Below are 24852 nucleotides of genomic sequence, written 5' to 3'. Positions count from 1 at the left end.
GTGGGGCTCAAGTTCGATTATGTCATTCATTCAATGAAAAAAATGGCTGAATTTCTAAATTGAGTGATTTGTCACTGAAGTTGAGTCAAATTCGAAAAAACAAAGGGAAAACCCCGAAATCTCCCGGTTCGAAACCGGGACCATCCGGTTCCTTGACGACAGACTCAGTCGTTTGACACTGTCTCCCCGTCTTCTAAAATGGATCGCTTCAGAGGAGGTCTGACCGGTTCAATCATCCGTCAGGTAAATACTCCCAGTCAAATCAATATGAGTTGATGTGTTCGGAAGGAATAAGGTTCAAAGTGGAAGATGCCGTTCGAAAAGCTGCCGTCCTGATTGAGGCCTTAAGCTGGATCAGAAGATTTCGAGGACGTTATGTCGTCATCAAACTGGGGGGGAGTGCACTTGAAGAAGAGGCAGCCGTTAAAAGTTTTTTGACCGATGTCATCTTCATGCGAACAGTGGGCATGTATCCGATTCTGGTCCATGGCGGCGGAAAAGCAATCAGCAAAGCCATGAGTGAGGCGGGAATCGAGCCACACTTCGTACATGGACGCCGCTATACCGATGAAAAAACGCTGGAAATCGCCACTAGTGTCCTGGCAAATGAGATCAGCGAGTCTCTGGCTCAGGAGATTCGAGCTCAGGGAGCCCATGCGGAACCGCTTCATTTTGGCACACGCAACTGCCTGCGGGGAGAACAGCTGACGTTAAAGGCCGGGGACGGGACCCCGATCGATCTGGGGCATGTCGGTTATGTTACTGATATTGATCAGGGCCTGCTGGCAGAAGTCTGCCAGGCAGATGCGATTCCGGTCATTCCCTCGGTGGCGTTGGACGCATCCGGCCAGAAGTTGAATGTGAATGCAGACACGGCCGCCGCTGCCCTGGCCCGCATTCTCAAAGCAGAAAAGCTGGTCTTTCTGAGTGACGTTCCCGGGATTTTCCTGGATCGTCATGATCCGGGGACTCTGGTTTCTCATCTGGAGACAGAACGCTGTCGGGCACTGATTGAAGACGGCACCATCGATTCCGGCATGGTGCCCAAGGTCGACGCCGCCCTCGAGGCCCTGGCCAGTGGTGTAGGTAAGGTACACATCGTCGATGCCCGACTGCCCCATTCGATTCTGCTGGAAATCTATTCCGATAAAGGGATCGGCACGGAAATCGTCAAGTAGAAATGAAGCTCAGTCGCTCACCGGTTCCTGTTCCGGCTTGGCCGCTTCGATGGGACCCGCTGTCTGGAACTGAATTTCGGGGTGTCGGATTCTGCCCCCCCAGTGAGCGGCGACCGTCCAGAAGCCCGCGAGGGCTAATGTGCCGACGATAATGAGGGTGCGTTGCCAGCGAGGTACATTTTCTCCCTGGAAGCCCTGAATCAGTGCATTCCCGACGATCATCGACAACACGACCATTGCCAGCAGGCAGGAACGTGCGAGAACCGCATGAAATTCTACGGTCTCCTTATCGATCTGGTATTGTTCCTGTAACAGTTCATAGGCAGGGGGCCCGGAAAAATAAGCTCCGGTGGCGAACAACAGTACTGATAGCAGCAGCCAGCAGCTGATCTTAAACAGCCGTTCATCGCGAAACCAGGCGGAGAGCAGTAACAGTACGAACAGCCCCCAGCAGCCGACCACCGGGACATGGACGGTCATCAGATGCAGATGAGCCGCATTCATTGTCGACCTGTCTTGATCGCTTCGCTGGGATCGATGCCTTTGTCGACCTGGCTGTAATCCAGCTCACTGCCCCCCATACTGTGCGGGATCAGATAACAGACGGTCATCACGATCGCTGCAGTAAACACGACAATGCGATGCAGGATCGTCGTCTTCTTCTTCGGGTTGAGGCCGATGACCGAGCAGGCAAAGACCCAGGCCAGGAACATGAACAACATTTTGTTGTCGGTCCAATCCCCGCCCATGGGAAAGCCGGTCCAGTATTCGCCAAAGGCATACTTCTGCACAAAGGGTCCCAGGATCATCCCACCGACGGTCATTCCACAGAGGGTAATCCAGGCCAGCAGCCGCATGTTATAGGGAGCAAACAGAGCTGCCAGCCCGGTACGCATACCGAGCAAAATCGAAAAAATCATCAGACTCACATGGGGGATCAGAATGGCACTCGGTACCGGATCTTTAAAGCGGATGACTACATTCTTATCCGGGTTTTCAGGGAAGCGACGTTCCTTGCCTTCGAGATTGGCTTGGATGTAATACTCCAGCTTGCCGGCTGCCGGCTGTTTGGGCAGGGGGGCTTCTAACTGATAGCGATCCTCTTTTTCGACGCCCTGCATGGGGACCGCTGTAAATTCGTCGTCGGTTCGGAAGCGTTTGAAGAAGAGCGTCGCTGAGGGGGGCTGCGCTTTGTCCCGATCGACTGGCAGTTCCACCATCGCATCGCTGGTCGATTCGTGAGTCCGGATCAGTTTGGCCACGATGTCGCCGGTCACCAGAACTTTCATGGGGTAGGTGGGGCCGGTCATTCGCTGATAAATCATCGCGGAGGCAGCCAGGACGAAGGCCAGAAACCAGATGGCGGTCCGTTTCAGGAGCCGGAATTTCTCTTTGGGAGGCAGTTCTTCTGTAACGTCTTGTTCTATCTTGGGTTCGGGCTGAACTGATTCCTGATTTTCTTCCATGGGAGTCCCCTTTTTCTCAATCATCGTGAATCTGATACTCGTAGTGTCTTATAAGCGGACCACGATTGCAATTCTATACCGGGTCTCGGTACGATCAAATGGTAGAGAAATGTAACGGACCTGCCTGCGTTTGACTCTCCTGTCAGAAATATCCCGAATCAGTCCTGCTGCGAAATCAGATATACTCATGCGCGTTGCCCATTCCTTGTTCTACCCTTTCAGCGATTGGATTCAGTTTCAGCCCCAGCGTCTGCTGGTACTGTTCTGTTTTACAATGCTGTCCGGATCCGTTTTTCCCGGGAGGGTTGAGGCGCACCCGATATCGGTCAGCCAGGAAAACGTGTATGTCACCCGCGAAAAAGTCGTGATCTCAATGCAGATTTATGTCGAAGATCTTTACTTTTTTCAGAAGCTGGAGCCGGATAAAGAGAACATCGTTTCCCAGAAAAAAATCAAGCAGGCGATTGAAAAACACAAACTGTTCCTGCTGGATCGCCTGCTGGTGCGGGATATCAACGGTGAGCGGTTGAAAGGCAAAGTCGTTTCAGTGGACGACTCCTCAGTCTCAGCTCAAGGTGTTGCCATGAGCGACCTGATGGCATTCACTTTGGTGTTTCAGCTTGAGTACCCCCTGTCTGAACCACCGGAATTTCTGACCTTCAGCCAGCAACTGGTCGATTCCAACGCCGGCTTTCCCGCCATGGTGCAGTTCAATCTGAAGCAGGAAGGCTCAGAGACACCGTATGCGGTTGCGATGAAGCCCCGCGAACCGCAGACGATTCGCTTTAACTGGGATCACCCGCCACTGGCCCCGGATGCGTCTGAGGAAGACTGGCAGAAATGGCTCAAGGAACGCCGCGAAGAGACACTGGGGATTACCAGTTATGGAACGGTCTATTCCTTTATCTATATTGAAGACTTCGAAGTGCGACACGAGATCCTGATTCCGCTGGCCACACTCGAATCATTTTTTACTCTCGATCGCAAGGACGAAGATTTCCTTTCTGTGGCCGAGCAGGAAGCCTCCCGGGAAAAGATCGAGCAGTTTTTTGCCAAAGCAAATCCAGTCGAAATCGACGGGATCGTGGTCAAGCCGGTGATCAGTCGCCTGGATTTTTATGGGCTGGATTTTAAGGATTTCGCCAAGCCAGCAGAAAAGAAAAAAGTCAGTATCGCCAATGCCCGGGTCGGCATCATTCTGTCCTATAGTACCAAAGGGACACCCGACAAAGTGAAAGTGACCTGGGACATGTTCAATCGCAGTCTCTGGAGCGCGGAATCGGTCTGCTTCGCCTTCGACAAGTCATATAAGCCGGTGTTTTCCAAGCTGGAACGCAACAGCGAATTTGAATGGACCAATCCGGGACGCAAGGTCAGCCTGGAAGTCAACCCGGTTGAGGTGGCTCTGCAGCCCCGGTCGATATGGTCAGTCCCGTTCCTGTCAATTGGAGGATTGTTTGCCTGCTTTCTGTTGTCACTGAGTCTGATCAGCAAGCGTCAGCGACGGAAGACAACTTATACCATTCTCGGACTGCTGCTGGTTGCCAGTCTGCTTTGCTGGCCGGTTTCCCGCGTGACCTTCGCCAGCCCGCTGGAACCGGTCCCGCATGTATCTAGAGATAAGGCAGAGGCGGTCTTCAAAACGCTGCACAAGAACATCTATCGCTCTTTTGATTATCATACTGAGAGCGATATCTACGACGCGCTGGCAAAAAGTGCCGACGGTTCTTTTCTGGAAACACTGTATCGGCAGATTAACCAGAGCCTGAAAATGCAGGAGCAGGGGGGCGCGGTTTCACGTGTGACCGATGTCCAATGGGAGACGATCCAGCCCGCAGCGGGTGAGGCAGTCGATTCTACACAACCACATGATGAACGCAGCTTTGCCGTCAAGTCGACCTGGACGGTTTCCGGGACGGTGGAGCACTGGGGACATATTCACACCCGTACGAACCAGTACCAGGCGATCTTCTATCTGGAGCCGGTTGAAGGCGTCTGGAAACTGACAGGCATGAATCTGCTGGATCAGGAGCGTTTACGATTCCAGACCGGTTTGCGTGAGGTCAAGCTTGAAGAACCGGAGCCTGCTCCCGAGCCGAAAAAAAAAGCGACTCCCAAAACGAAGTCCACCAATTCGAGTAAATCATGATTCAGATCAGGCAGCTCAAGTTTGGCTATCCGGAGTCCAGTTTCCGGTTAAATATTCCTGAGCTGGAAGTTCAGGATGCAGAGAAAGTGGCGGTCATTGGCCCCAGTGGATGTGGCAAGACCACCTTACTGAATCTGATCTCGGGAATTCTGATTCCCGATCAGGGCGAGCTGATTTCTTGTGACATCGATCTCAAAACACTCAATGACAGCCAGCGACGGGCTTATCGCATTTCTCGGATCGGATTCGTGTTTCAGGAATTCGAACTGATCGATTACCTGAATGTCCGCGAAAATATTCTGCTCCCTTACTATATCAATCAGACACTCAAACTCGGTGAGGACGTACAGGCACGTGCATGCGAACTGGCTACGGCGATGCAGATCGATCAATACCTGAGTTCGCGCATCGATCAGATTTCGCAGGGAGAACGGCAACGGGTGGCGATCTGCCGGGCGCTGCTGCCTCAACCCCAGATTCTGCTGGCGGACGAACCGACGGGGAATCTGGACCCGGCCAATAAGCGCCTGATCCGGGATCTGCTGCTCGAGCACGCCACACGCACGGATGCGATTCTGATCATGGTGACGCACGACGATCGCCTGCTGGACGAATTTGACCGGACGATTGACATTCAGCGTTTTCATGAAATGGTGGAAACGGCATGAATGGCATCCTGCGACTTACCCTGCGCTACCTGGCATATAACAAATTAAAAACGATCACGCTGATTCTGTGTGTGACCCTGGCGGTTCTGCTCCCGGTCTTACTGCAGTTTGCGGTCAGCTGGTTTGAGCAGGACCTGCATTCCCGCGCCAATGCGACGCCCCTGGTGGCAGGCGTCAAGGGGAGCCGGTTTGATCTGGCACTGCAGAGCATGTATTTCAGTCGGGCAGATCTGGAACCGACCAATTTGCAGGCCGTAGAGACGATTCAGGAATCCGGTTATGCACTGCCGATTCCGCTGGCAGTGCGATTCACGGCTCAGGGGGCTCCCATTGTCGGGACGACACTGGATTACTTTGAATTTCGCAAATTAGACGTGGGGAGTGGCACCAGCCTGAAACGACTGGGGGATTGTGTGCTGGGGGCGAGTGTCGCCGAACGACTGCAGTTAAAGCCCGGCGACCGCCTGATGTCCGATCCGTTGAATGTCTTCGATCTGTCGGGAAATTACCCCCTGAAAATGCGGGTGGTCGGCGTTCTGGAACGGGCCCATTCTCCCGATGATGAAGCGGTGTTTGTTGACCTGAAGACGGAATGGATTATCTCCGGCATCGGGCACGGGCATCAATCCATTAATGCAGACACCAGTCAAGATCTGGTACTGAAACAACAGGATCAACAAACGGTGGCGAATGCGGCTGTGCCTCAGTTCAATGAGGTGACCGAAGAAAATCTGTCTTCGTTCCACTTTCACGGGGACATCACCACATTCCCGGTTTCTTCTATTATCGTGGTTCCCTATGATGACAAGTCAGAAGTACTTCTGCTGGGGATGTACGACTCCCCGAAAGCCGACCTGCAACTGATCCGTCCAACCGAGATCGTAGATGAACTGTTACAGATGGTGTTTCGCGTCAAACAGTTGTTTGACCTGAACACATTTCTGGTTTCGCTGTCTGTCGGGTTGCTGCTGGTGCTGGTCTTTACTTTATCGCTCCGCCTCCGCCGGCGCGAACGGCAGACGATGTTTCAACTGGGCTGCAGCCGTTCGGTGATCTGGAAGTTGCAGATGACTGAGGTGCTGCTGATTCTGGTCAGCAGCCTGGTTCTGGTGTTGTGTATTACGGCTGTGATCCGCGTGTATGCAGAACAGCTGCTACGAATCTGGATAATTGAATGAGTCTGATGATGCGATTTCTAGCTTTATTGCTCGTGCTCACTCCGATGTTTGTTGGTACCGCCTGTCAGTCCCGGGAGAAACCGCCAACAGAGCAGACGGCAGAGACAGGCCCCCCATTGGTCGTGGTGGTCAATTATCCGCTGGAGTTCATTGTCGATTCGCTGGTCGGTCCTGAGTTTGAAGTTCTGAATCCGGTTCCCCCTCAAGCAGATCCAGAAGTCTGGTTGCCTGACGATGCGCTGGCAGAAACGATTCAGCAGGCCGACCTGATCATTATTAATGGGGCTGATTTTGCCGACTGGGTGAAAAAACTCTCACTTCCCCGGTCGAAGGTGTTGCGGACTTCACTGTCCCTGAAAGATGCGCTGATCACAGTTCCGGATTTTGAGGTCCACAGTCATGGCACCGGAGGCGCCCATTCTCATGCTGGCACGGTGGCGTTCTTCTGGCTGGATCCAGATTTGATGTACAGACAGGCAGAGACTATCGCTCAACGATTGAGTCAACTGGAACCTGCGAACGAAAAGACGATTCAGACGAATCTGCAGCAGTTGAAGACGTCACTCCAGCCTCTGAATCAGAAGCTGGATGAAATTAAGGCCGTCGATTCCGGACTGCACTGGTTCTCAAGACGCCCCGTTTATCAATATCTGGCCCGGCGATGCGGCTGGGAGATGTACCACCTGCACTGGAAGCCCGGAGTTGCTCCAACAGAAAGCGAGTGGGACCAACTGCAGGCCCTGCAGAAAGAGCACAAGATTTCAGGTGTCCTCTGGGAACAGCCACCGGACGCCAAGCTCCAGAAAAAGCTGCAAGCGCAGAACCTGGATTCGTTTGTCCTCAATCCCCTGACGACACAACCGGCAGAGGGGGATTATCTTTCCGTGATGCAGGAGCAGCTGACACAACTGGCACAGCTCCTGAAATCCCACCGGTCAGCATCCACCGATTCAAAGAATCCCAAGTGACTGCCAGAGCTGTACTTCGAAATTGGTGCGATTGCTGAGTCCCGAGACGCAAAGGGCTCTCGAACCCCAAATTGAGCGGTATCTGCCAGCGGAACTTGATTCGCTTAATTACTACGACTGCTGCATTTATACTGAATTTCTGTTTCCGCATTGAGGGAATTCGGGTTGAGTTCAGTTGAGGGAGTAGGAAGTACCGATGTAAGGTATATAATGTGGATGAGACACTATATTGACATGATGGAACATTACCTGGCACGATAATCCGAAAGGTTTTAAAGATGCAAACAGCTTTACAGGTTTTGGACCGGGAATACCTTGAAGCCCGCTGTTCCCTGCTGGAACTGGCCGCGGCCCTGGATCGCATTGATCGCGCTCACGATCATGAAGAAGCTTCTGGCGATTTACAGGATTCCCGTCTGGACTTACTGAATCAGGCAATCAAGATCTTGAGCGAAGAAAGCCATCTGCCCAATCGATCAGAGCGTCTGTTGCTGCTCTTCTCCGATCTGGACTAGACACGCGACATTCTTCCTCCCTGCTTTTTTATGCCCGCTTATTTATGATCTAGATTTTTCAGCGAGACGAATATGCAAATCATCCAACCTCATTACCATGCGATCGCCCGAACAGCTCAGGACTATGAAAAGATGGCGATGTCCGGCGTCGTCGCGGTGGCTGAACCCGCCTTCTGGGCTGGCTTTGACCGTCTGTATCCGGAAACGTTTCTGGATTACTTCCGCCAGATCAGTGAATTCGAACCGACCCGCGCTGCGGAATACGGCATCAAGCATTACTGCTGGGTAGCCGTGAATCCCAAGGAAGCAGAAAATCCGACATTGAGTCACGAAGTGCTCAAGCATATGCCGGAGTTCTACGAAAAGCCCAACGTACTGGGCGTGGGAGAAATTGGCTTCCACAAAACGACCAAGAACGAAGAGGAGATCTTCGAAGCACAGGTCGAGCAGGCCATTAAATACGATCAGTTAATCCTGATTCATACGCCTCACCTGCAGGATAAAGTCCGCGGTACCAAACGGACCCTGGAAGTGCTGTCTCACATGAACGTGAATCCGGAACGGGTTTGGATCGACCATGTGGAAGAACATACGATCCGCGAACCGCTCGAGGCCGGTTACTGGGTCGGCTTCACTCTGTATCCCGTTACCAAGTGCTCGCCGAAACGGGCCTGTGACATGCTCGAAATGTACGGCCACGAACGGATTCTGGTGAATTCCTCAGCTGACTGGGGGCCCAGCGATCCCTTCACTCTGCAGATGTGTGTGATGCAGTACCGGGCCCGCGGCTACTCGGTTCAGGATGCAATCGAAATCTTCCACAACAATCCGGCTCGCTTTCTGGGACAGAATCCCAAGTTCGATATCAAGCCGATTCAACTGGAAACAATCGAAGAAGAAATCACAGATATGGTTTAAAACCTGTTCTGATGATGAAAAATCAACAGGAGTCGGGATTACTCTCGACTCCTGTTTTGCTGCGCAGATCTCACGATCGGGCCTATTTCTTTTTCGGGCGAAAGGCGACCAGACGCGCTTCGTCGGTTTCCAGGAAAGGACCTTCCAGCAGATCGATACAGTACGGGACTGCGGGAAAAACCGCGTCCAGGCATTCCTGAATCGCCTTGGGCTGTCCGGGCAGATTGATGATCAGCGTCCCGCCTCGAATCACGGCAGTCTGCCGGGAGAGAATTGCTGTCGGCACTTTTTCCAGCGATACTTTCCGCATCAGCTCTCCAAAGCCGGGCATTTCTTTTTTCGCAACTGCCAGCGTCGCTTCCGGGGTGATATCCCGTCTGGCAGGACCGGTCCCGCCGGTCGTTACCACCAGACAGCATTGTTCCTGGTCACAGAGCTCGATCAGAGTTTCGGTGATAGTCGACAACTCATCTGGAATGACACGGGCCACGGGGGTCCAGTCACTGGTCAGGACTTCCTGCAGATAGTCGTTGATTGCCGGGCCGCCCCGGTCTTCATATTCGCCTCGACTGGCGCGATCGGAAACGGTCACAATTCCTATTCTGGCTGTCATTGAATATCGATCTGAAAAGAGAGCAGTTCTGTAACTCAGGTCTCAAAAAACGTTCATACCTGACTACAGAATTATAGCGGATCAAAGGCAGGATTAAAAAAGAGAATGCTTTCAAAACAGACTTTACTTTGATCTCTTAGCGCCGGGAGTGAAGTGAGGTGCTTTTACTTCCTGAATTTCTAATCGACACTCGCTGCTGATTCAGGGGATGATCGACTGATTCATCTGGTTCTTGTTAACGCTGATTCTGGAATCAGCGGACGATTTTCTTTTCTGAAAGGCTTCGTCTCGCAACTGAATTAATTGATTGGCTGCATGGTTTCGCGAGATGACTCCCGGTTGTGGGAAAAGGCCACCACCGATCACGAGTGCAACCAGTATCAGAATAGCGACATGCTCTGGGATCCGTGCCCGTAACGAAATGGATGCCGCATGGTGCGTCCCCGTAAAGACTCGAAAATAAACCTGCAGAATGGCAATGCTGTTTAAAGCGGTTGCGATCACGACTGCAGTCCCGACCAGCGGATAGACTTCAATCACTCCTTCGATTAGAAGTTCAGTTCCAATAAAGCCCAGTGTCCCGGGAAAGCCGATTGAAGCGAGGCCTGTGACCAGAAATAACCCTGCCAGGGTGGGCGTGTGTTCGTAAAGTCCATGATAGGTTTTCAGAGAAATACGACCGGTTCTGGCTTCAACCGAACGCAGGGTTAATGCAAACCCGGCCAGTGAAATTCCGACCGAAATCCAGACGCATAATCCTCCCGTCAATCCCAGGGGAGTTGCCATTTCTAAACCGACCAGTACCAGGGAGGAATGGCTTAAGAACAGATAGCAGAAAAAGCGGCGGGCTTCCTGTTGAACCAGTGCCATACCGGCAGCATAGACGGCTGTAATCAGGGACACAATGGCGATGCCCTGCAGCGCCCAGTCAGGGGCGATGGGAAAGACCAGGCGTAAAATGGCGTAAGCGCCCGTCATGGGGGTGACGAACAGTAATGCGGTTCCAAAGGTGATTTTCTCGAACAGATCTGTCATCCAGCAGTGGAGGGGGATAATTCCGTTACGGAGTAAAGCGGCGGTTGTCAGCAGCGCTCCGGCGATCAGAGAGATCGTATCGTTGTGATCTTTGAAGCTGGAAAGCAATCCCCCTGCGACCAGGAGAATGATAAACAGCCCCATATGCAGAACATAGACCCGGCTCGAGCGTTTGTTGGATCGGAATTCCAGTAAGGGGGGGATCGTCGCAGCGGAAAGCAACAGGATGATGATCCAAGTTTCTTTACTGCTGAGCGTCGACAGCAAAATGGCTTCAGAGATAAGAGTATTACTGAAGGAAAAACTGTGTCCCTTGGTCTTCAGTGTGGAAAGCACCGTTAAGAGGTAAAGCAGGGCTGCCAGCGGCAGTAAAGGAGCACTCAGGTCATCGACCACAAAAAGTTTTTTATTGAACAGCTGAGAGAACAGGGAAAACGGTTCAGATGCTTCAAATGATTTCAGGCTGATAAAGTCGATCCATCCGCAGATCGTGACCAGTAAGGTCAGCGTGCAGATGCGGAGGCAGCGCTGGTAGGCGCGGTCTCGATCCGGAGTGAATTTGAGCCAGATCGATCCCAGCAGAGTAATCAGGACGGAGATTTCCATCCAGGGGAGATGGAGTTCGGGCAACATTAAATTTCCTCCAGAGAATCAGAAGCAGGGGTGATGGGTTCAGATTCTCTTCGTTCTTCTCCGGAAATCAGATTAGTCCAGCGCGATTCTAAGCTGTCACAATAACGAAACAGGCCAACAAAGGGAGTTACGATGAGCCGATTACAAAGCATGTCCAGATAGCCTCGTTCCAGTTCAAATCGATACAGCGAAACACGATACCGTTCGGGCATAATCCGAACCCACAACGATGGCTTTTGCGTCAGGTGGGCACCAATGGCATTTTCCAGTGAATGATAATCGTGAAATAATGAAGGCGCTCGCAGCAGCTGAAATGTTCTCAGGCAGGCGTGTCCGATGATGTGAATCAGTGCGATGTAACGTAAACCACATCCGATTTCGACGACGATGATGCCAACCTGAGTCAGCGAAGCAAAAGCGAGTGCACTTTTAATATCGGTTTGTACGCGGGCAACGAGAGTTCCAAAGATAGCGGAGACCAGCCCCAGCAGGATGACTGCCAGACTGAGTAGCGGAGAAAGCTCGAGAATCGGACTGACACGCAACAGCAGGTAGGCACCAAGATGCACTGAAAGCGAGCCATAAAAAACAGCACTGGAAGGTGTTGGCCCTTCCATTGCTCGAGGAAGCCAGCCTGAAAACGGTACCAGTGCCGATTTGCCTGCAGCAGCGAATAATAACAGTAGTCCGATAAACAGAGCATGTTGTTCAGAAATCGTTGCCTGTCCATCAGGCCAGGAGCCTGTCCCCATCAGTTCGGCAAAGTCACCCGCACCCGTCAAATGATGCAGCATGATTGCTGCCACTAAAAATGCGGCATCTGCAATTCTGTAGATCGACCAGATCCGCAGTCCGTTTCGAACAGGGTTGATTCTTTCGTGGAAAAATGCCACCAGTAATGCGGAAGCTAATCCGACTAATTCCCAGCCAAAAAAAAGTGTTTCAATCGTCCCTGCCAGAGATGAAACAATCATTCCCAGCAGAAATAAAGAATAACAGATGAAAAAACGATTAAAGCCTGATTCGCGATGCAGGTAGCGGCTGGCAAACGCACCAATGGTACCGCAGAGAATGAAGGAAAGTATACAAAAAGGAATTGATAATCGATCAAAGATAAACTTCAAATGAAAGTGAAAGTGTTGCGCAGGGAGAACGACCCAGTTGCCCATTTCTACAGGGACATATCGTTTTCCTGATGCGAGCATAAGTACCAGAACTGCGATTGCTGCAAACAACCCCATCATGACGACCGTCTGTGTCGCTTTGGCGATGAGTCGCTCACCAAGCGGTTTATTGATCAGGGATGTCGTGCCAAGCAGAGCCAGGAGTAAGGCCGGACCCGCCACAATACATACGCCGAGAAAATGGAATACAATTTCAGAATTCATTAGGGGACAGATACCTGATTCAGAGAGGAAGAGGTGTGATTATCGATTGATGCAAAACCCAGATGCTCCCGGCTGCCACGGTACCAGTCTATGGAAGAGTTGATGCTGGGGAGGTTCTCTGTTTCAGGTCGATAGAGCTCAAAGGCATCGTTGCGATATACCTGGATTTGGGATGTTTCTACATCGAGGATGGCTAACTGCACCCAGTTGCCATTCACCAGTCTCGCAATGTTGGGGTTATTATTGATGATCCGTACGATGGCTTCTTTAGTTGTTTCGATCACAAGCAGTAATCTTACGGGTTCATGAATCTCGACCATCTGCCAGGGAAGTCCGGGACGAAGGTCGCTGGCTGCGCCATCCATGACTCCTAAAAGAGATGTAATGTTATGCGCCAGTTTTGTACCGCAGCCATAGCCCGTTGAATCTACGTACGAAAAATAATATTCCAGATTGATCCCGGCACAAACGGGGATCACTGCTTGTAAAAGCCGTTCCAGGATGGTGCTGTTTTCATCATCCTGCAGAGGATCGTACGATGTCAGAAATGCACGGCGATCCAGAAACAGACCACGGCTCCATTCTCTGCGACCGACAAAGCAGATGGAATTAGTGGCGTGGCCATACTCTGGACGTACCTGTGAAAGGTCTTCTGCACGACCTTCGACATGTCGTAACGCTTCATTGACCGAGATTTCAAGGTCTGCAGACTCAAACCTGCGACAACGTTCATGTGCATTGTGAGCACGGGCCGCGGAAATGTGCTTATCTGCGGTTTCAAACAGCTTCCGGTGTGAGACCGGAAGTCGGTCAAGATCATACCAGGTAATGTTGTCGTTACAGGTGTTGTGATAACATCCTAAAAAAATGGTCTTATCGGGGATGAACAGGTTGTGCTCAGACAGAATCCGTCTGACACGAGGATCATTTGCCATTTGAGCAAACGCCCGCGCATTGGGACCGCCGCGACCTCCACCGCATGCCCCACAATCGTGAGCGGCTTCGTGTGGGTTATTGAGGCTGGAAGAACCATGTCCACAAATGATGACCAGAGGTGAAAACAGTTCTGGTTGTGCAAGACCCATGGCTCGTAAGCCGCCTTCGACGATTTGTGCCATTTCCTCAATCGAATAACCAAGTTGATCCTCATTCGCCCCTGGTTCGGCACTGATCCGTTCCAATCTTAACTGAGTCGTGGGAGGGGCAACAATGCTCTGAAACATGCTGCGGATCTGGGCGGTGGTTCGTGGGAACAAGGTTCTGGCTACAAGTGGAAAAGCTGCCAGTGAACCAACCAGTCCTGTTAAAAAACCACCGATGAAGGTGCGAGTGCCAACATGTGTCTGATGTGTTGCTCGGCCCAGACGCTGGCGAGTGGCAGCGCGTCGACGACTGATTCGTGCAAGTGAATAGAGCGTTTCTTCCTGAACATAATGAATTGGTTTGATGTTAACAGGGCAAAGTGGTGTGAAATGTGCGTCCGCTGCTCCGCGATAGTACATGGCGACACCAAAGAAACCGGCTATTCCAAAAGTTTGACAATCGGGAGCGATTTCTTCCAGATGTCGTCGGAAAGATTCTTCGCGTTCGTCAATACAGCAGACCACCTGATATGAGGGATGTATGGGTTTTCTGTAGTTAGCTTGAGCTTGTTGTTCTCGATATCGGTTCGTATGTGATGTTACTGCGTTGAGAACATCGTTTCGATATTTTCGTTCATAAGCCAAATGGAATACCCGTCGACGTTCAAGGCTGGAAAACAGCTCAATTTCCTGAATGAGGAGCGTCCACTGTTCATCTGAAAGGTGCACAAGATCTTCTGGATTCCAGCCACGAACTTGTGAAAGCTGAAATAAAGTAAACGCCAGTTGATAATTGTGATCTTTTCGGCTGGGGAGGGAGTTTGGCAGGATCTCATTTCGTACTGTTGCCAGGGTGCCTTCGAAATTGAGAGATTCCTGCATCACAGTCGCTACAGCGAGGCGATCGAGTATCAGACGGACCGCGAGAAATTCGATCAGACTCCCTGCAGGAGCAGGGTGGGGGGCCCATTCTGCATTTGATTCCATTTGCCAGACAATTCCGGACCAGCCCCGCAGGGCGAGAAGCGTTTGAGTGATATACTCATCACGTTCTTCATCAGTAACTCCGAGCAGTGAGAGGGATTCACTGATTGATTCCAGGGGGCTGAGCTTGGACTCAACCAGGCGGTCGATCTCCTGGTTTAATCCAGTCAGTGACACAGATGGACTCAGTTTTGAACCGGAATACAGATTCAGGAAAGCATGAAAAAATCCCGTTTCGCGTGCGGGCAGAGTCCATGCTCCAAAACCCTGGTCCAGGAATGCTGCACAGAAACGAATTAATACGTCGTTTACAATCAGATCGGAATCTACACCAGTTGCAATATGTAATATATCACGATGTCGGATAGATTTTTGTGTGGGCTGATCAGCTTTAACGTTTGCCGCCTGGGCATTTTTATGGCAGACTTGCCATAAAAAGTGTAAGGCAAATGATTCCCACTTCTGATCGTCCCACGAATCCATTGAGTTCCTGTCAAACTGACAAAAAACGTTGTTCATGATCGCCTCTGTTTTACTGTCAGCTTTGTACTTTCCGTTACGAAAGTCGCGCATGATCCATTGCTGAGTTTTGGCGATTGTCTGTTCACGGGTAGAGAGGGATACTTCTTGTCGAAAACGACGCAATGCATCCGTTTCGGCAATGAACCAGCGTAATTCTGCAACGGGCCCGGAATAAAGAGGGAACTCTAACATCGCCAGGCGGAGGGCGTATCGGGTTCCAAATGTGCCGATCAGTTGATCGGCATTTTCAGCGAGTTCATCCTGTAAAACGGCCTGCAGGTCCTGGATGCGAATCCGCTGGCTTTCAAGTTTTTTTCGATAGCGCTCTTCTGACAGATACGGATGACAACCAAAAATCCGGCCTCCCTCGAAAACGCCATTTTCAAAGGAGAGATTTTCAAAAGCGTGCAGAGTATTGTGGTGTACGAAGACCGTGATCGGCCCCTGCGCTGGCAGGAAGTGCGCGGCATGCGTAATAGCATGGATCAGATCAGCATATTCTTCAGAATCTATTGATACTCCAGGTTGATCGCCTGTCATATGTTCGGTGGATTTATTCATTATTCTTCACACGGTATCTCTGTACCCAGATTAGTATGCGCATAGCTTCCGTAAGGGGGGACCACAGACTGTCTCAGGAATGTAGAATGTTCCTGCTCCAGAGCCAGACCATGAAAACAACTATGGCTACTTAAATATCGCGAGCACAAAGCATTAAAGAGAGAGCTTCATTAGTCAGCAGGCAAATCATCGAAAATGAATTTGCGCAATTAGACAGCAGAAACTGGTGGGGCCCGGGAGCAGTCGGGACTGTAAGCGATCTTTGCAGGGATGACAGCAATATCTTGAATAGAGCGATCAATAATATTTGTTTGATTAAAGTAGTCGCTCGATATTCTCAGGAGCTGAGAAGTCAATTCCCATTTTTTTAACTCTTCCTTGGATTTGCTTTCCTTGCCGACAGGTTGGCTGACGGGAGTGGTTTGTCCTTCCCCGACAGTTACCTGGGAAAGCACGGATCCAAAGATCAGAACGCAAAATAGAATTAAAAAAACGATGAATCGCATTAAAAGTTCCAGCATTAACGCTTTCAGTTTCGTTGGCTGGGAACCAGTCAGGGTTACGAAAGTGAATTGTTAATATTGCAGGTCAAAAAAGTTGAGATACGAAGAGCTAATATACGCACTTTTAAATAGAGTGGCAAGTCAGCAGGTCCCCAGGATTTGTCAGCAACCAGAGTGTGTACAGATGTGTGTATTGTCTGGGTTGTCAGCAAAAAGAGGAGATTTTTCAACAAAACACGTAAATTTTTACTTATAGTACATGAAACCTTTTATGTTTGAGTTACTGACGAGAATGTGTGAGAAACGATGTTCTACCGAACCTGCCTTTTGACTACATTACTGAGGTAAGTGAACAACATTTGAATATCTTGGGTTACTGTAACATCTCTTCTGTAAATTATCTGTGTGGCGGAGTGGTGCTTGTTATTTGAGCGTAGCGAAAATAACAAGCACCACTCCGGCGAGCCCTTGAAAGGGTGGGCCAGATCGGTTTCTTTTTAATGTTTTCCACAACAGAAAAGGAACTCCAACCATGGCCCACCAACAACAATCTAACAACATTCTCGACGCTGTCCAGCTCCTGGCCGATCATGGATTCGATGAAATGTCGCAAGCACTCCAGATCCTGTTCAACGAAGCGATGAAGCTGGAACGTTCCGAATACCTCGGTGCCGAACCGTATCAACGCAGCGTAACGCGCCGTTCTTATGCCAACGGGTTTCAAGCCGAAATCAATTCCAAAGTCGCCTCGGAAAGCTGGAACTGCAGGTGCCCCAGACACGCGACGGCGACTTTTATCCCTCTGCACTGGAGCGCGGCGAACGGAGTTGAACGCGCACTGAAGCTGGCAATCGCTGAAATGTATGTTCAAGGCGTCTCTACCCGTAAGGTCGCCAAAATCACCACCGAACTCTGTGGCTTTGATGTCACCAGTACACAGGTCAGTCGGGCAGCGAAACTGCTCGACGAAGAGCTGGAAACGTGGCGTAATCGACCGCTGGGGCAGGTGGAATACCTGATCCTCGACGCCCGCTATGAAAAAGTTCGCGTGGAGGGCAGCGTGCGGGACTGTGCCGTGCTGATTGCGATCGGCGTCCTGGCCAGCGGTCACCGGAGCGTGCTCGGAGTGTCTGTGTCGCTCTCCGAAGCCGAAGTCCATTGGCGTGAATTCCTGGGTTCACTCAACCAGCGCGGCCTGCATGGCGTGAAGCTGATCGTCAGTGATGCACACGAAGGCCTGAAAGCGGCACGACAGAACATGCTTGCTGGAACGCCCTGGCAGCGTTGCCAGTTCCATTTGATGCAAAACGCGATGCAATACGTTCCCAAGGTTCATTTGCGCAAACAGGTGAGCGAAGAATTACGCAATATCTTTAATGCCAGAGACCTGGATGATGCGCTGAATGAACTGAAACGGTTCGTTTCCACTCATGAAAAAACAGCTCCGAAACTGGCGAGTTGGGCGGAAGAAAACATCCCGGAAGGACTGACCGTATTCACCATCCCTGCCGGTCATCGCAAGCGGATGCGAACCACAAACATGCTGGAACGGCAGAATAAGGAATTAAAACGGCGTACCCGCGTAGCGGGACTGTTTCCCAATGAGGAGTCGTTGCTGAGGCTGGTGACCGCGGTCCTGGTGGAACTCAGCGACGACTGGGAAACCGGCATGAGATACCTGACAATTTAATGCTGATCACAGAGACCGAAGGCCCCGGAAATTTACAGAATGTTTGTTGCTTTATCTATCTTGGGAGTATTGAGATGCAAAAACTTGTAGATGGGATTCACAAGTTTCAAAGAAACTATTTCAGTCAGGACCAGAAGCTGTTTGAAACCCTGGTTGAAGGGCAGCATCCACTAGCCTTATTCATTACATGTTCGGACTCAAGAATCAATCCGAATTATATGACTCAGACCAAACCAGGTGAGCTGTTCATTCAGCGAACTGCTGGTAATATTGTGCCATCATACGGAGCAGTGCACGGTGGCGAAGCAGCTACAATTGAGTACGCTGTGAGTGCATTGAAAGTGAAGGACATTATTATTTGTGGTCATTCTCATTGCGGGGCGATGTCAGGTCTGCTCACGCCTGAACTCATTGAAAAGATGCCGGCGGTCAAAGGGTATCTGGAGCACGCCGAATGTACTCGCAGAATTGTGGATGAGAATTACGCGCACCTCACGGATCCTGAAAAGCGTCTGATATTGACCGTTCAGGAAAATGTACTTGTTCAAATAGAAAACTTAAAAACTCATCCCTCGGTGGCCGCTGCAGTAAGTCGTGGAGAGTTAAAACTGCATGGGTGGGTTTATAAATTTGAAACGGGTGAGGTTTTCAATTTTAATCCGGATGAAGGGCAGTTTCTTCCTTTGGAAGAAGTTGTCTTATCTGAGAAGGCGCTGGATAAATCATTCCCCCCCATCGTTCCTATTTAACGTTTTGGGAGAAGCGTATTGCCAGCTCAGAGCAATTTCTCATGCGGGAACTGCCATTTTTTAATCTGATGTGCACATAATCTTTTCCGCCAGCAGAAGCTCCCCTTCATCGATCTGGTAGTTACCAAAGCGAATCGAGTAATTCTCGTTAAACCAGTCCCTGATATGGGGCAGAAATTCCTGGTCAAAATCAGGGGCTGTAAAGTAGGTGCGTCCGAAATGATGCGCCTGGATTTCACCGTCGGCAACGACGATCTCGCCATCCTTAAACACCCAGCGGGGACGCTCAAACATTTCCTGCCGATTCTGTTGAGGAGAATAGATGGTAATATCTGCATGTGCCCCGGTGCCCAGGTGACCTTTGTCCTGCATACCCAGCACACGTGCGGGAGCAGCTCTGGTGATGATGGCGATTTCATACAGGGAGTATTCGCGAGTCAGGTCTGCCAGCACGCTGCGTTCGCGGATCGCTTCGGGCATTTGTGACAGGAATTCATCACGAAAACTCTTATCCATCAGCAGATAAATAATCTCCGGATAATGATAAAACGCGCCGCCGTTGGGGTGATCGCTGGTCATGACCACGCGCCAGGGGTCTTCCATCAGCAGGTACCATTCCAAGGCAATGGCCCACTGGACGGCGTGAATCAGGCTGCGTTGTGGACGATACTCGATTGGAATCACCCCGCAGCTGCTCTCCAGTTCACAGTCAGCGGTATACCACTTATTGCGATTGATGTTATGCAGGAACTGGCTGAAAGGAGTGTCCCCGGTCATGGAGAGCGTCAGCCCCGGGTTGATGTGTCCCACGTCGACGGTGATGTTTTCATGTGACTGAACGTAGTCGACCAGCTTCTGAGTCGCCGAGGAAAAGCTGCTCGGATCATTCGGGTCGCCATCGTAGGAATGAAACTGGACATGGGCGAAATGGCCCCGGTGTCCTTCGAGCGACTCCATCGTATTCAATGTCGTTTCCCAGTTACCGGGGATGCCCAGATTGTTACAGTGAATGTGCACCGAGTGCGGCAGTTGCAGGCGGTCGGCAGTACCTGCCAGGCCGCGGACAATCTGACGGGGAGTGACGCCGAAATTCTGAACGGGGGAATCCAGTTCCTTGATCGATTTGCGGCTGATCTGTTTCCAGTCTTCGACACCCCCGGGATTGACGATTTTGATTGTATAACCCTTGGCGGATTCCAGTAGCCAGGCACAGTAGGAGTCCAGTGCGTGCTGGTCCTGGTTCCGCAGATGTTTCATCACAAAATGATTATTGCCAAACAGCAGATAGAACCCCTTATCCAGGATCGGCGTGTCCTGCAGTTCTTCATGGGCGTGGCGGGCGTGCAGCCCTGGAATGGCGGCGTCCATGGCCGTGGTGTAGCCGATGCTGGCGAACAGGTAACCTGTCGCAAATGTGCTGGGAACCACGCCTCCGGTACCGGATCGGGTCTGTTCGGTGCGGAAGATCGGATCCGCCTGACGCTTCATTTCGGGCGTCATTTTGCGCCCCGCGTTCACTTTGGGGCCGGCGATATGACAATGCATATCAATCCCCCCCGGCATCACGACATAACCGTTGGCATCCAGAGTTTTCCCGGTGAAGGAGTCCGCATTGGGGGGACGGTCGATGATCTTACCGTCCTGAATCCAGATATCACGCACGTCGCCATTCACGCCATTGGCAGGATCGTAGATCGTCCCATTTTTGATACGGAAGAGAGACACGGGATACCTTTTGTCGTGACAGTCACATCATGCAGCAGCACGGTACAATGATGCGAGGATATGAAAATTACTGGTGGCGGCAGCAGTTGGAGCGTCCGCAGCCCGGATCAGCCATCGGGAGCTGAGATTTTTTGTTGGAGCTTTCTCCCTTGAACAGCAGCCCGCCCGAGATCAGGCGTTCTACCGGGGTCGCGGCAGGCGTGCCATTCAGGGGCAGTCCCGCTTTCTCGCAGAGCTCTCCCCAGGTTTTGAGAGACTCGCTCATGCGGTGGCTGACTTCAACCGTCTGGTCGTTGGTTTCACAATAATATTCGTATGTAATCATGCTGCTGGTTCCGAAGATCACGAAAGTACTATCAGAGTGTTTCTCTGGCCTGAAGGACCGCCCGGCGTTGCTGTGCATACCGTTTCACAAGCTCGTCCGAAATGACACCCACCAGGATCACTGCACCAATGATAGCAAATTCCAGCTGTGAGGGAATCCCCAGCATGGTGATCGAATTTCTCAGAACACGCATCAAAGCAGCACCAATCACGACCCCCAGGATCGTGCCCTCGCCTCCACGGATACTGCAGCCCCCCAGCACCGCTGCTGCAATCGCGTACAGTTCGTAGAAATTGCCAATCCCCTCAGGCTGGACCGAGTTAATGTCCAGAGCGAACAGAATCCCCCCGATGCCTGCCAGGCAGGAACAGACAACATAGGCCAGGATTACAACACTGTCCGTCTGGATTCCTGAGTAGCGGGCGGCTGCCTCATTATTACCGATGGCCTTCAGATAGCGGCCGAAAATCGTTTTATTCAGGAAAAATGCGGCGACGATGGCCAGAAAGATCATGATCAGGAAAGGGACAGGCAGCTTGAAACCTTCGATAAAGGGAAGTGAAATTTTGCCTGTTGCCAGATAGCGCAAGCCGGTGTATCCATTTCCGAAGCCCTGCGTCTGGTCTTCGGTAATCCCCCGGGCGATCCCCCGATAGATCAACAGACCGCACAGGGTCACGATGAACGGTTGGAGTTTGAGTTTGGTGATCAATAACCCATGCGCCAGTCCGATCAGTACCGCCAGGGTCATGACAGAGATCAGCGCCACGGGAACCGGAAAACCGTGTTCGACAAGCAGGTAGGGCAGCAGACTCCCCACCAGGCAGATCACCGAGCCAATGGACAGGTCAATTCCACCGGAAATAATCACAAACGCGACACCAATGCTGATGATCCCGAACAGGGACGTTAAGCGAATCACATTCTGCAGGTTATAAGCAGAGATGAAGCTCTTATTGGATACCGCAGTGATCAGGCAGACCACAATCAGTAAAATTAAGATGCCCAGTATTTTTTTCATGGTTCTAATTCTTCAGTGTTTATTCTTCTTTGTAGACTGCTGTCTCTGTCAATTGTCGAGAGTGTGTCCGGTTGCCAGTTGCATGATGGCTTCTTCGCTCAGTTCTTCCCGGGGGAGTTCTCCTGTCAACTGACCTTCATGCATCACCAGTACGCGATCGGAGATTCCGCGGATTTCTTCCAGATCACTGCTGACAAACAGAACCGCCATGCCTTGGGCAGCCAGTTGATTCATCAGGGTGTAGATTTCTTCTTTGGCACCGATATCCACGCCCCGCGTCGGTTCATCGAGCAGCAGCACACGTGGATTCATCGCCAGCCATTTCCCCAACACGACTTTCTGCTGATTTCCACCCGAGAGAAACTGCACGATCTGGCGATCTCCGGGAGTCTTGATTTTCATGGCGTCGATCATCTCGCTTGAGATCTGACGCTCCTGGGCGAAGTCGATCCTGCCGAGCGATTTTCGGTCACGCGACAGACTGGCCAGGCTCATATTCTCACGGACCGCCATTTCCAGTACCAGCCCCTGCAGTTTGCGGTCTTCCGGCACCAGTGCCAGGCCGGCCCGAATCGCATCCCGGGGAGAATTGATGGCAACGGTCTGTCCATCTACAGAAATCGTCCCGCTCCGGGGAGAATCAATCCCGAACAGCACCTGCATCAGTTCGGTCCGTCCTGCACCAACCAGCCCCGAGATGCCCACGATTTCACTCTGCCTGATGGAAAAGTGAATGGGGTGGTTCGGGTGAGCCGGCGTGCGGAGGTTTTTGACTTCCAGGATAACCGGGCCTGGTTGATGCGGTGTGTGGGGGAAGAATTGAGAGACGTTCCGACCGACCATCAATTGCACCATCTGGTCGTGTGAGATCGAGTCGCGATCCAGGTGCCCCGCATTTTCTCCGTCGCGCAAAACGGTAACCCGGTCGGCCAGTTCATCCACTTCACCCAGTCGATGCGAGATATAGATGATGCTGACGCCGCGAGACTTCAACTCTCGGATGACCGCAAATAATGATTCTGACTCATGCAGCGACAGGGATGAGGTCGGTTCATCCATGATCAGGATGCGGGCATTCACGGAGAGTGCCTTGGCGATCTCCACCATCTGCTGCTGGCCGACCGTCAGCTCGCTTACCAGCGTGCGGGGAGAAAGATCCAAGCCAACCTGATGCAGAAACTTTTCCGCTTCGACATAAGTCTTTTTCTGATTGATGATTCCCCAGTTCCGGGGCTCGCGTCCTAAAAAAATATTCGCTGCGATATCCAGGTTGTCACACAGATTCAGTTCCTGATGAATCAGGGCCACGCCACTCTTGAGCGCTTCTTCTACATTTGAAAAAGAGACCGGCTGACCATCAATCAGGAGACTTCCCGTATCGGGGGCCTGTACGCCGGCCAGAATCTTCATCAGCGTGCTTTTACCGGCCCCATTTTCCCCAATGACAGCCAGGACCTCACCTTGATTCAGCGACAGGCTGACCTGATTCAGGGCTTTCACCCCCGGAAACTGTTTCGAGATCGAGCGGACTGTCAGCAGGGGAGGTGTGGAAGCGGAAGGGATGCTATTCATCCGACTTGGCTTCTTTCTCTGTCTCGGCTGGCTTTTGCTTAACCTCAGCAACCGGTTTTTTCTCTGCGGAATCGCCAGTCAACCGTTTCAGTTCGTCCCAGAATTCTTTCACATTGTCCTTTTTAATCACGCGGGCCGGAATGTGAATAATCTTGTTCTCAGGGACGACAGACTTGTCCCCATTGGCCAGGGCATTCAGGACCCGCACCGATTCATAACCGTACTGATACGGGTTCTGCACGACCGTACCCACCACTGTTCCGTCAATGATTCCCTGCAGGCTGGGGCCTTCCTCATCGAAAGAGACAATCTTGATGTCGCCCAGTTTGCCCGCTTCGCGAACCGCCTCCAGGCAGAGTGGAGGGTTGTAGGCGAACAGGCCGACCATACATTTGAGATTCGGATATTTTGCAATCGCATCCTGTGCGTTGGCTTTTGCCTGGGGAAAATCAAAGTCGTCGGTACGGGTATCCAGAATCGTATATTTCTCGTTCTTGATGACCTCACCCGGTTCGTCATAACGACTGCTGTCTGAAGAGCGGTCCATGACTTCATCGATCACTCCCTGTCGGCGCAGACGGGCATTGGCCTGTCCGAGGCGACCGACAAACAACATGATTTCTCCACCTTCCGGCAGGGCTTCTTTGACCAGTTTCCCGCACATCCGGCCTGCTTCGTAATTGTCCATACCAATGTAGCAGGTACGGGCACTGTCGGGAGCATCCGAATCCTGAGTCACGAGGATCGAGTTATCAGCAATTTCCTGGAGCAGATCATTCTGGTTGTCAGGATCAATCGGGCTGATCGCGATGCCATCAATACCTTGTGCCAGCAGTTCCTGGACCATCCGTTTCTGGTCTGCGACTCCCTGGGCAGGCATGCGAACTTCCACATTCACTCCCAGATCTTCCCCCGCTTTTTCAGCCCCTTTTTCTGCGATGACCCAGAAGGAAGCGATACCGTTGGTCACATAAGCGACATCATTTTTCTCGCCGGAACCGGAATCGGAAGCTGTTGAATTTCCGTTTCCATTTTGCTGATTGCAGCTGGAGAGAAAGAGAGAGATACTTAAGATAGTTACATAAAGGCCGTAACTCCGAATCAGTTCGCGACAGGTCATCAAGTGAGGCTCCTTGTATTTATTGTGCGTAAGATCAGGTCGAATGAAATGCTGATAATATGATGATTCACTCAGTGATATGATGCAATGATTTCGTAGAAATATCGAGTATACCCAAGGGAAATCAATAAATAAAAATGAATACAGACTGGTTTTCATTGCTTCAACCGCCTGTTATCATGAGGGATAGCAAACTAGGGAACCTCTGTTTCCAGTTGCGGTCTTACCTTCCTGTGTGATAGATTTTTGAGATGGTTCGATTTTTAGATCGTCCGTCTCAGATTTATGA

At 51.4% G+C, this 24852-nt stretch carries 21 protein-coding genes; 9 read left to right on the top strand and 12 right to left on the bottom strand.

Annotation, left to right across the window (positions count from 1 at the left end):
• Nucleotides 1-302: 302 nt before the first annotated feature.
• Nucleotides 303-1178, top strand: coding sequence for an acetylglutamate kinase (gene argB, locus Enr10x_RS18620; RefSeq protein WP_232093046.1), 876 nt, complete (start codon nucleotides 303-305; stop codon nucleotides 1176-1178).
• 9 nt (nucleotides 1179-1187) lie between these two features.
• On the opposite strand, the gene Enr10x_RS18615 is transcribed toward argB, so the two are convergent.
• Together Enr10x_RS18615 and Enr10x_RS18610 are read right to left on the bottom strand one after the other, a co-directional pair.
• Nucleotides 1188-1682, bottom strand: coding sequence for a DUF2231 domain-containing protein (locus Enr10x_RS18615; RefSeq protein ID WP_145450980.1), 495 nt, complete (start codon nucleotides 1680-1682; stop codon nucleotides 1188-1190).
• Entirely contained in the window at nucleotides 1679-2644 is a 966-nt protein-coding gene (locus Enr10x_RS18610; protein ID WP_145450979.1) for a hypothetical protein, read from the bottom strand. Before Enr10x_RS18610 ends, Enr10x_RS18615 begins: the two co-directional genes overlap by 4 nt.
• Before the next feature lie 187 nt (nucleotides 2645-2831).
• Between Enr10x_RS18610 and Enr10x_RS18605 the strand changes: the two genes are divergently transcribed.
• The 6 genes from Enr10x_RS18605 to Enr10x_RS18580 all read left to right on the top strand — a co-directional run bounded on the left by Enr10x_RS18605 (nucleotide 2832) and on the right by Enr10x_RS18580 (nucleotide 9040).
• Nucleotides 2832-4793: a hypothetical protein gene (locus tag Enr10x_RS18605; RefSeq protein WP_145450978.1), complete on the top strand. Its 1962-nt coding sequence runs from the start codon at nucleotides 2832-2834 to the stop codon at nucleotides 4791-4793.
• Nucleotides 4790-5461 carry an ABC transporter ATP-binding protein gene (locus tag Enr10x_RS18600; RefSeq protein ID WP_145111182.1) on the top strand — a complete coding sequence of 224 codons (672 nt, stop codon included), beginning with the start codon at nucleotides 4790-4792 and terminating at the stop codon, nucleotides 5459-5461. Before Enr10x_RS18605 ends, Enr10x_RS18600 begins: the two co-directional genes overlap by 4 nt.
• A complete protein-coding gene (locus tag Enr10x_RS18595; RefSeq protein ID WP_145111181.1) occupies nucleotides 5458-6639 on the top strand; it encodes an ABC transporter permease in 1182 nt (393 codons plus the stop codon). Before Enr10x_RS18600 ends, Enr10x_RS18595 begins: the two co-directional genes overlap by 4 nt.
• A gap of 5 nt (nucleotides 6640-6644) precedes the next feature.
• Nucleotides 6645-7607, top strand: a complete 963-nt coding sequence (locus Enr10x_RS18590) for a metal ABC transporter substrate-binding protein (RefSeq protein WP_197996090.1) — start codon at nucleotides 6645-6647, stop codon at nucleotides 7605-7607.
• A 278-nt stretch (nucleotides 7608-7885) separates the two neighbouring features.
• Complete coding sequence (locus Enr10x_RS18585) at nucleotides 7886-8122, top strand: hypothetical protein (RefSeq protein ID WP_145111177.1); 237 nt, start codon at nucleotides 7886-7888, stop codon at nucleotides 8120-8122.
• A gap of 72 nt (nucleotides 8123-8194) precedes the next feature.
• Complete coding sequence (locus Enr10x_RS18580) at nucleotides 8195-9040, top strand: TatD family hydrolase (protein ID WP_145111174.1); 846 nt, start codon at nucleotides 8195-8197, stop codon at nucleotides 9038-9040.
• An 82-nt stretch (nucleotides 9041-9122) separates the two neighbouring features.
• On the opposite strand, the gene mog is transcribed toward Enr10x_RS18580, so the two are convergent.
• From mog to Enr10x_RS18555, 5 genes are all read right to left on the bottom strand, one after another.
• Nucleotides 9123-9653, bottom strand: a complete 531-nt coding sequence (mog, locus tag Enr10x_RS18575; RefSeq protein ID WP_145450977.1) for a molybdopterin adenylyltransferase — start codon at nucleotides 9651-9653, stop codon at nucleotides 9123-9125.
• 201 nt (nucleotides 9654-9854) lie between these two features.
• A complete protein-coding gene (locus tag Enr10x_RS18570; protein WP_145111169.1) occupies nucleotides 9855-11321 on the bottom strand; it encodes a proton-conducting transporter transmembrane domain-containing protein in 1467 nt (488 codons plus the stop codon).
• On the bottom strand, nucleotides 11321-12709 hold the full coding sequence (locus tag Enr10x_RS18565; protein WP_145450976.1) for a proton-conducting transporter transmembrane domain-containing protein: 1389 nt from the start codon (nucleotides 12707-12709) through the stop codon (nucleotides 11321-11323). Before Enr10x_RS18565 ends, Enr10x_RS18570 begins: the two co-directional genes overlap by 1 nt.
• On the bottom strand, nucleotides 12709-15858 hold the full coding sequence (locus tag Enr10x_RS18560; protein ID WP_145450975.1) for a DUF2309 domain-containing protein: 3150 nt from the start codon (nucleotides 15856-15858) through the stop codon (nucleotides 12709-12711). The genes Enr10x_RS18565 and Enr10x_RS18560 overlap by 1 nt, the downstream gene beginning before the upstream one ends.
• A 209-nt stretch (nucleotides 15859-16067) precedes the next feature.
• Nucleotides 16068-16379 (bottom strand): hypothetical protein, encoded by a 312-nt coding sequence (locus Enr10x_RS18555; protein ID WP_145450974.1) that lies wholly within the window; start codon nucleotides 16377-16379, stop codon nucleotides 16068-16070.
• 514 nt (nucleotides 16380-16893) lie between these two features.
• On the opposite strand from Enr10x_RS18555, the gene Enr10x_RS18550 reads away from it, so the two are divergent.
• Both Enr10x_RS18550 and Enr10x_RS18545 read left to right on the top strand, forming a co-directional pair.
• Complete coding sequence (locus tag Enr10x_RS18550) at nucleotides 16894-18051, top strand: IS256 family transposase (protein ID WP_232093022.1); 1158 nt, start codon at nucleotides 16894-16896, stop codon at nucleotides 18049-18051.
• 74 nt (nucleotides 18052-18125) lie between these two features.
• Nucleotides 18126-18800, top strand: coding sequence for a carbonic anhydrase (locus Enr10x_RS18545; RefSeq protein ID WP_145450973.1), 675 nt, complete (start codon nucleotides 18126-18128; stop codon nucleotides 18798-18800).
• Nucleotides 18801-18860: 60 nt separating this feature from the next.
• On the opposite strand, the gene Enr10x_RS18540 is transcribed toward Enr10x_RS18545, so the two are convergent.
• The 5 genes from Enr10x_RS18540 to Enr10x_RS18520 all read right to left on the bottom strand — a co-directional run bounded on the left by Enr10x_RS18540 (nucleotide 18861) and on the right by Enr10x_RS18520 (nucleotide 24563).
• Nucleotides 18861-20525 carry a formylmethanofuran dehydrogenase subunit A gene (locus Enr10x_RS18540; RefSeq protein ID WP_145450972.1) on the bottom strand — a complete coding sequence of 555 codons (1665 nt, stop codon included), beginning with the start codon at nucleotides 20523-20525 and terminating at the stop codon, nucleotides 18861-18863.
• Between the two features lie 67 nt (nucleotides 20526-20592).
• Nucleotides 20593-20850 carry an FmdB family zinc ribbon protein gene (locus Enr10x_RS18535; protein ID WP_145450971.1) on the bottom strand — a complete coding sequence of 86 codons (258 nt, stop codon included), beginning with the start codon at nucleotides 20848-20850 and terminating at the stop codon, nucleotides 20593-20595.
• Nucleotides 20851-20881: 31 nt separating this feature from the next.
• Nucleotides 20882-21871, bottom strand: a complete 990-nt coding sequence (locus Enr10x_RS18530) for an ABC transporter permease (RefSeq protein WP_145111147.1) — start codon at nucleotides 21869-21871, stop codon at nucleotides 20882-20884.
• Nucleotides 21872-21919: 48 nt separating this feature from the next.
• Nucleotides 21920-23443 (bottom strand): sugar ABC transporter ATP-binding protein, encoded by a 1524-nt coding sequence (locus Enr10x_RS18525; RefSeq protein ID WP_145450970.1) that lies wholly within the window; start codon nucleotides 23441-23443, stop codon nucleotides 21920-21922.
• On the bottom strand, nucleotides 23436-24563 hold the full coding sequence (locus Enr10x_RS18520) for a sugar-binding protein (protein ID WP_232093045.1): 1128 nt from the start codon (nucleotides 24561-24563) through the stop codon (nucleotides 23436-23438). Before Enr10x_RS18520 ends, Enr10x_RS18525 begins: the two co-directional genes overlap by 8 nt.
• Nucleotides 24564-24852: the final 289 nt, after the last annotated feature.

Origin of the sequence: Gimesia panareensis, from assembly GCF_007748155.1 — a bacterium.
Classification (GTDB): Bacteria; Planctomycetota; Planctomycetia; order Planctomycetales; family Planctomycetaceae; genus Gimesia; species Gimesia panareensis.
This window is presented reverse-complemented; position numbering and strand designations above follow the sequence as displayed.

Bases quoted from the DNA above. Each gene is read 5' to 3' on its own strand.
- Enr10x_RS18615 (WP_145450980.1), bottom strand. From the start codon at position 1,682: ATGAATGCGGCTCATCTGCATCTGATGACCGTCCATGTCCCGGTGGTC.
- Enr10x_RS18610 (WP_145450979.1), bottom strand. From the start codon at position 2,644: ATGGAAGAAAATCAGGAATCAGTTCAGCCCGAACCCAAGATAGAACAA.
- Enr10x_RS18605 (WP_145450978.1), top strand. From the start codon at position 2,832: ATGCGCGTTGCCCATTCCTTGTTCTACCCTTTCAGCGATTGGATTCAG.
- Enr10x_RS18600 (WP_145111182.1), top strand. From the start codon at position 4,790: ATGATTCAGATCAGGCAGCTCAAGTTTGGCTATCCGGAGTCCAGTTTC.
- Enr10x_RS18595 (WP_145111181.1), top strand. From the start codon at position 5,458: ATGAATGGCATCCTGCGACTTACCCTGCGCTACCTGGCATATAACAAA.
- Enr10x_RS18590 (WP_197996090.1), top strand. From the start codon at position 6,645: ATGATGCGATTTCTAGCTTTATTGCTCGTGCTCACTCCGATGTTTGTT.
- Enr10x_RS18585 (WP_145111177.1), top strand. From the start codon at position 7,886: ATGCAAACAGCTTTACAGGTTTTGGACCGGGAATACCTTGAAGCCCGC.
- Enr10x_RS18580 (WP_145111174.1), top strand. From the start codon at position 8,195: ATGCAAATCATCCAACCTCATTACCATGCGATCGCCCGAACAGCTCAG.
- mog (WP_145450977.1), bottom strand. From the start codon at position 9,653: ATGACAGCCAGAATAGGAATTGTGACCGTTTCCGATCGCGCCAGTCGA.
- Enr10x_RS18570 (WP_145111169.1), bottom strand. From the start codon at position 11,321: ATGTTGCCCGAACTCCATCTCCCCTGGATGGAAATCTCCGTCCTGATT.
- Enr10x_RS18565 (WP_145450976.1), bottom strand. From the start codon at position 12,709: ATGAATTCTGAAATTGTATTCCATTTTCTCGGCGTATGTATTGTGGCG.
- Enr10x_RS18560 (WP_145450975.1), bottom strand. From the start codon at position 15,858: ATGAATAAATCCACCGAACATATGACAGGCGATCAACCTGGAGTATCA.
- Enr10x_RS18555 (WP_145450974.1), bottom strand. From the start codon at position 16,379: ATGCTGGAACTTTTAATGCGATTCATCGTTTTTTTAATTCTATTTTGC.
- Enr10x_RS18550 (WP_232093022.1), top strand. From the start codon at position 16,894: ATGGCCCACCAACAACAATCTAACAACATTCTCGACGCTGTCCAGCTC.
- Enr10x_RS18545 (WP_145450973.1), top strand. From the start codon at position 18,126: ATGCAAAAACTTGTAGATGGGATTCACAAGTTTCAAAGAAACTATTTC.
- Enr10x_RS18535 (WP_145450971.1), bottom strand. From the start codon at position 20,850: ATGATTACATACGAATATTATTGTGAAACCAACGACCAGACGGTTGAA.
- Enr10x_RS18530 (WP_145111147.1), bottom strand. From the start codon at position 21,871: ATGAAAAAAATACTGGGCATCTTAATTTTACTGATTGTGGTCTGCCTG.
- Enr10x_RS18525 (WP_145450970.1), bottom strand. From the start codon at position 23,443: ATGAATAGCATCCCTTCCGCTTCCACACCTCCCCTGCTGACAGTCCGC.
- Enr10x_RS18520 (WP_232093045.1), bottom strand. From the start codon at position 24,563: ATGACCTGTCGCGAACTGATTCGGAGTTACGGCCTTTATGTAACTATC.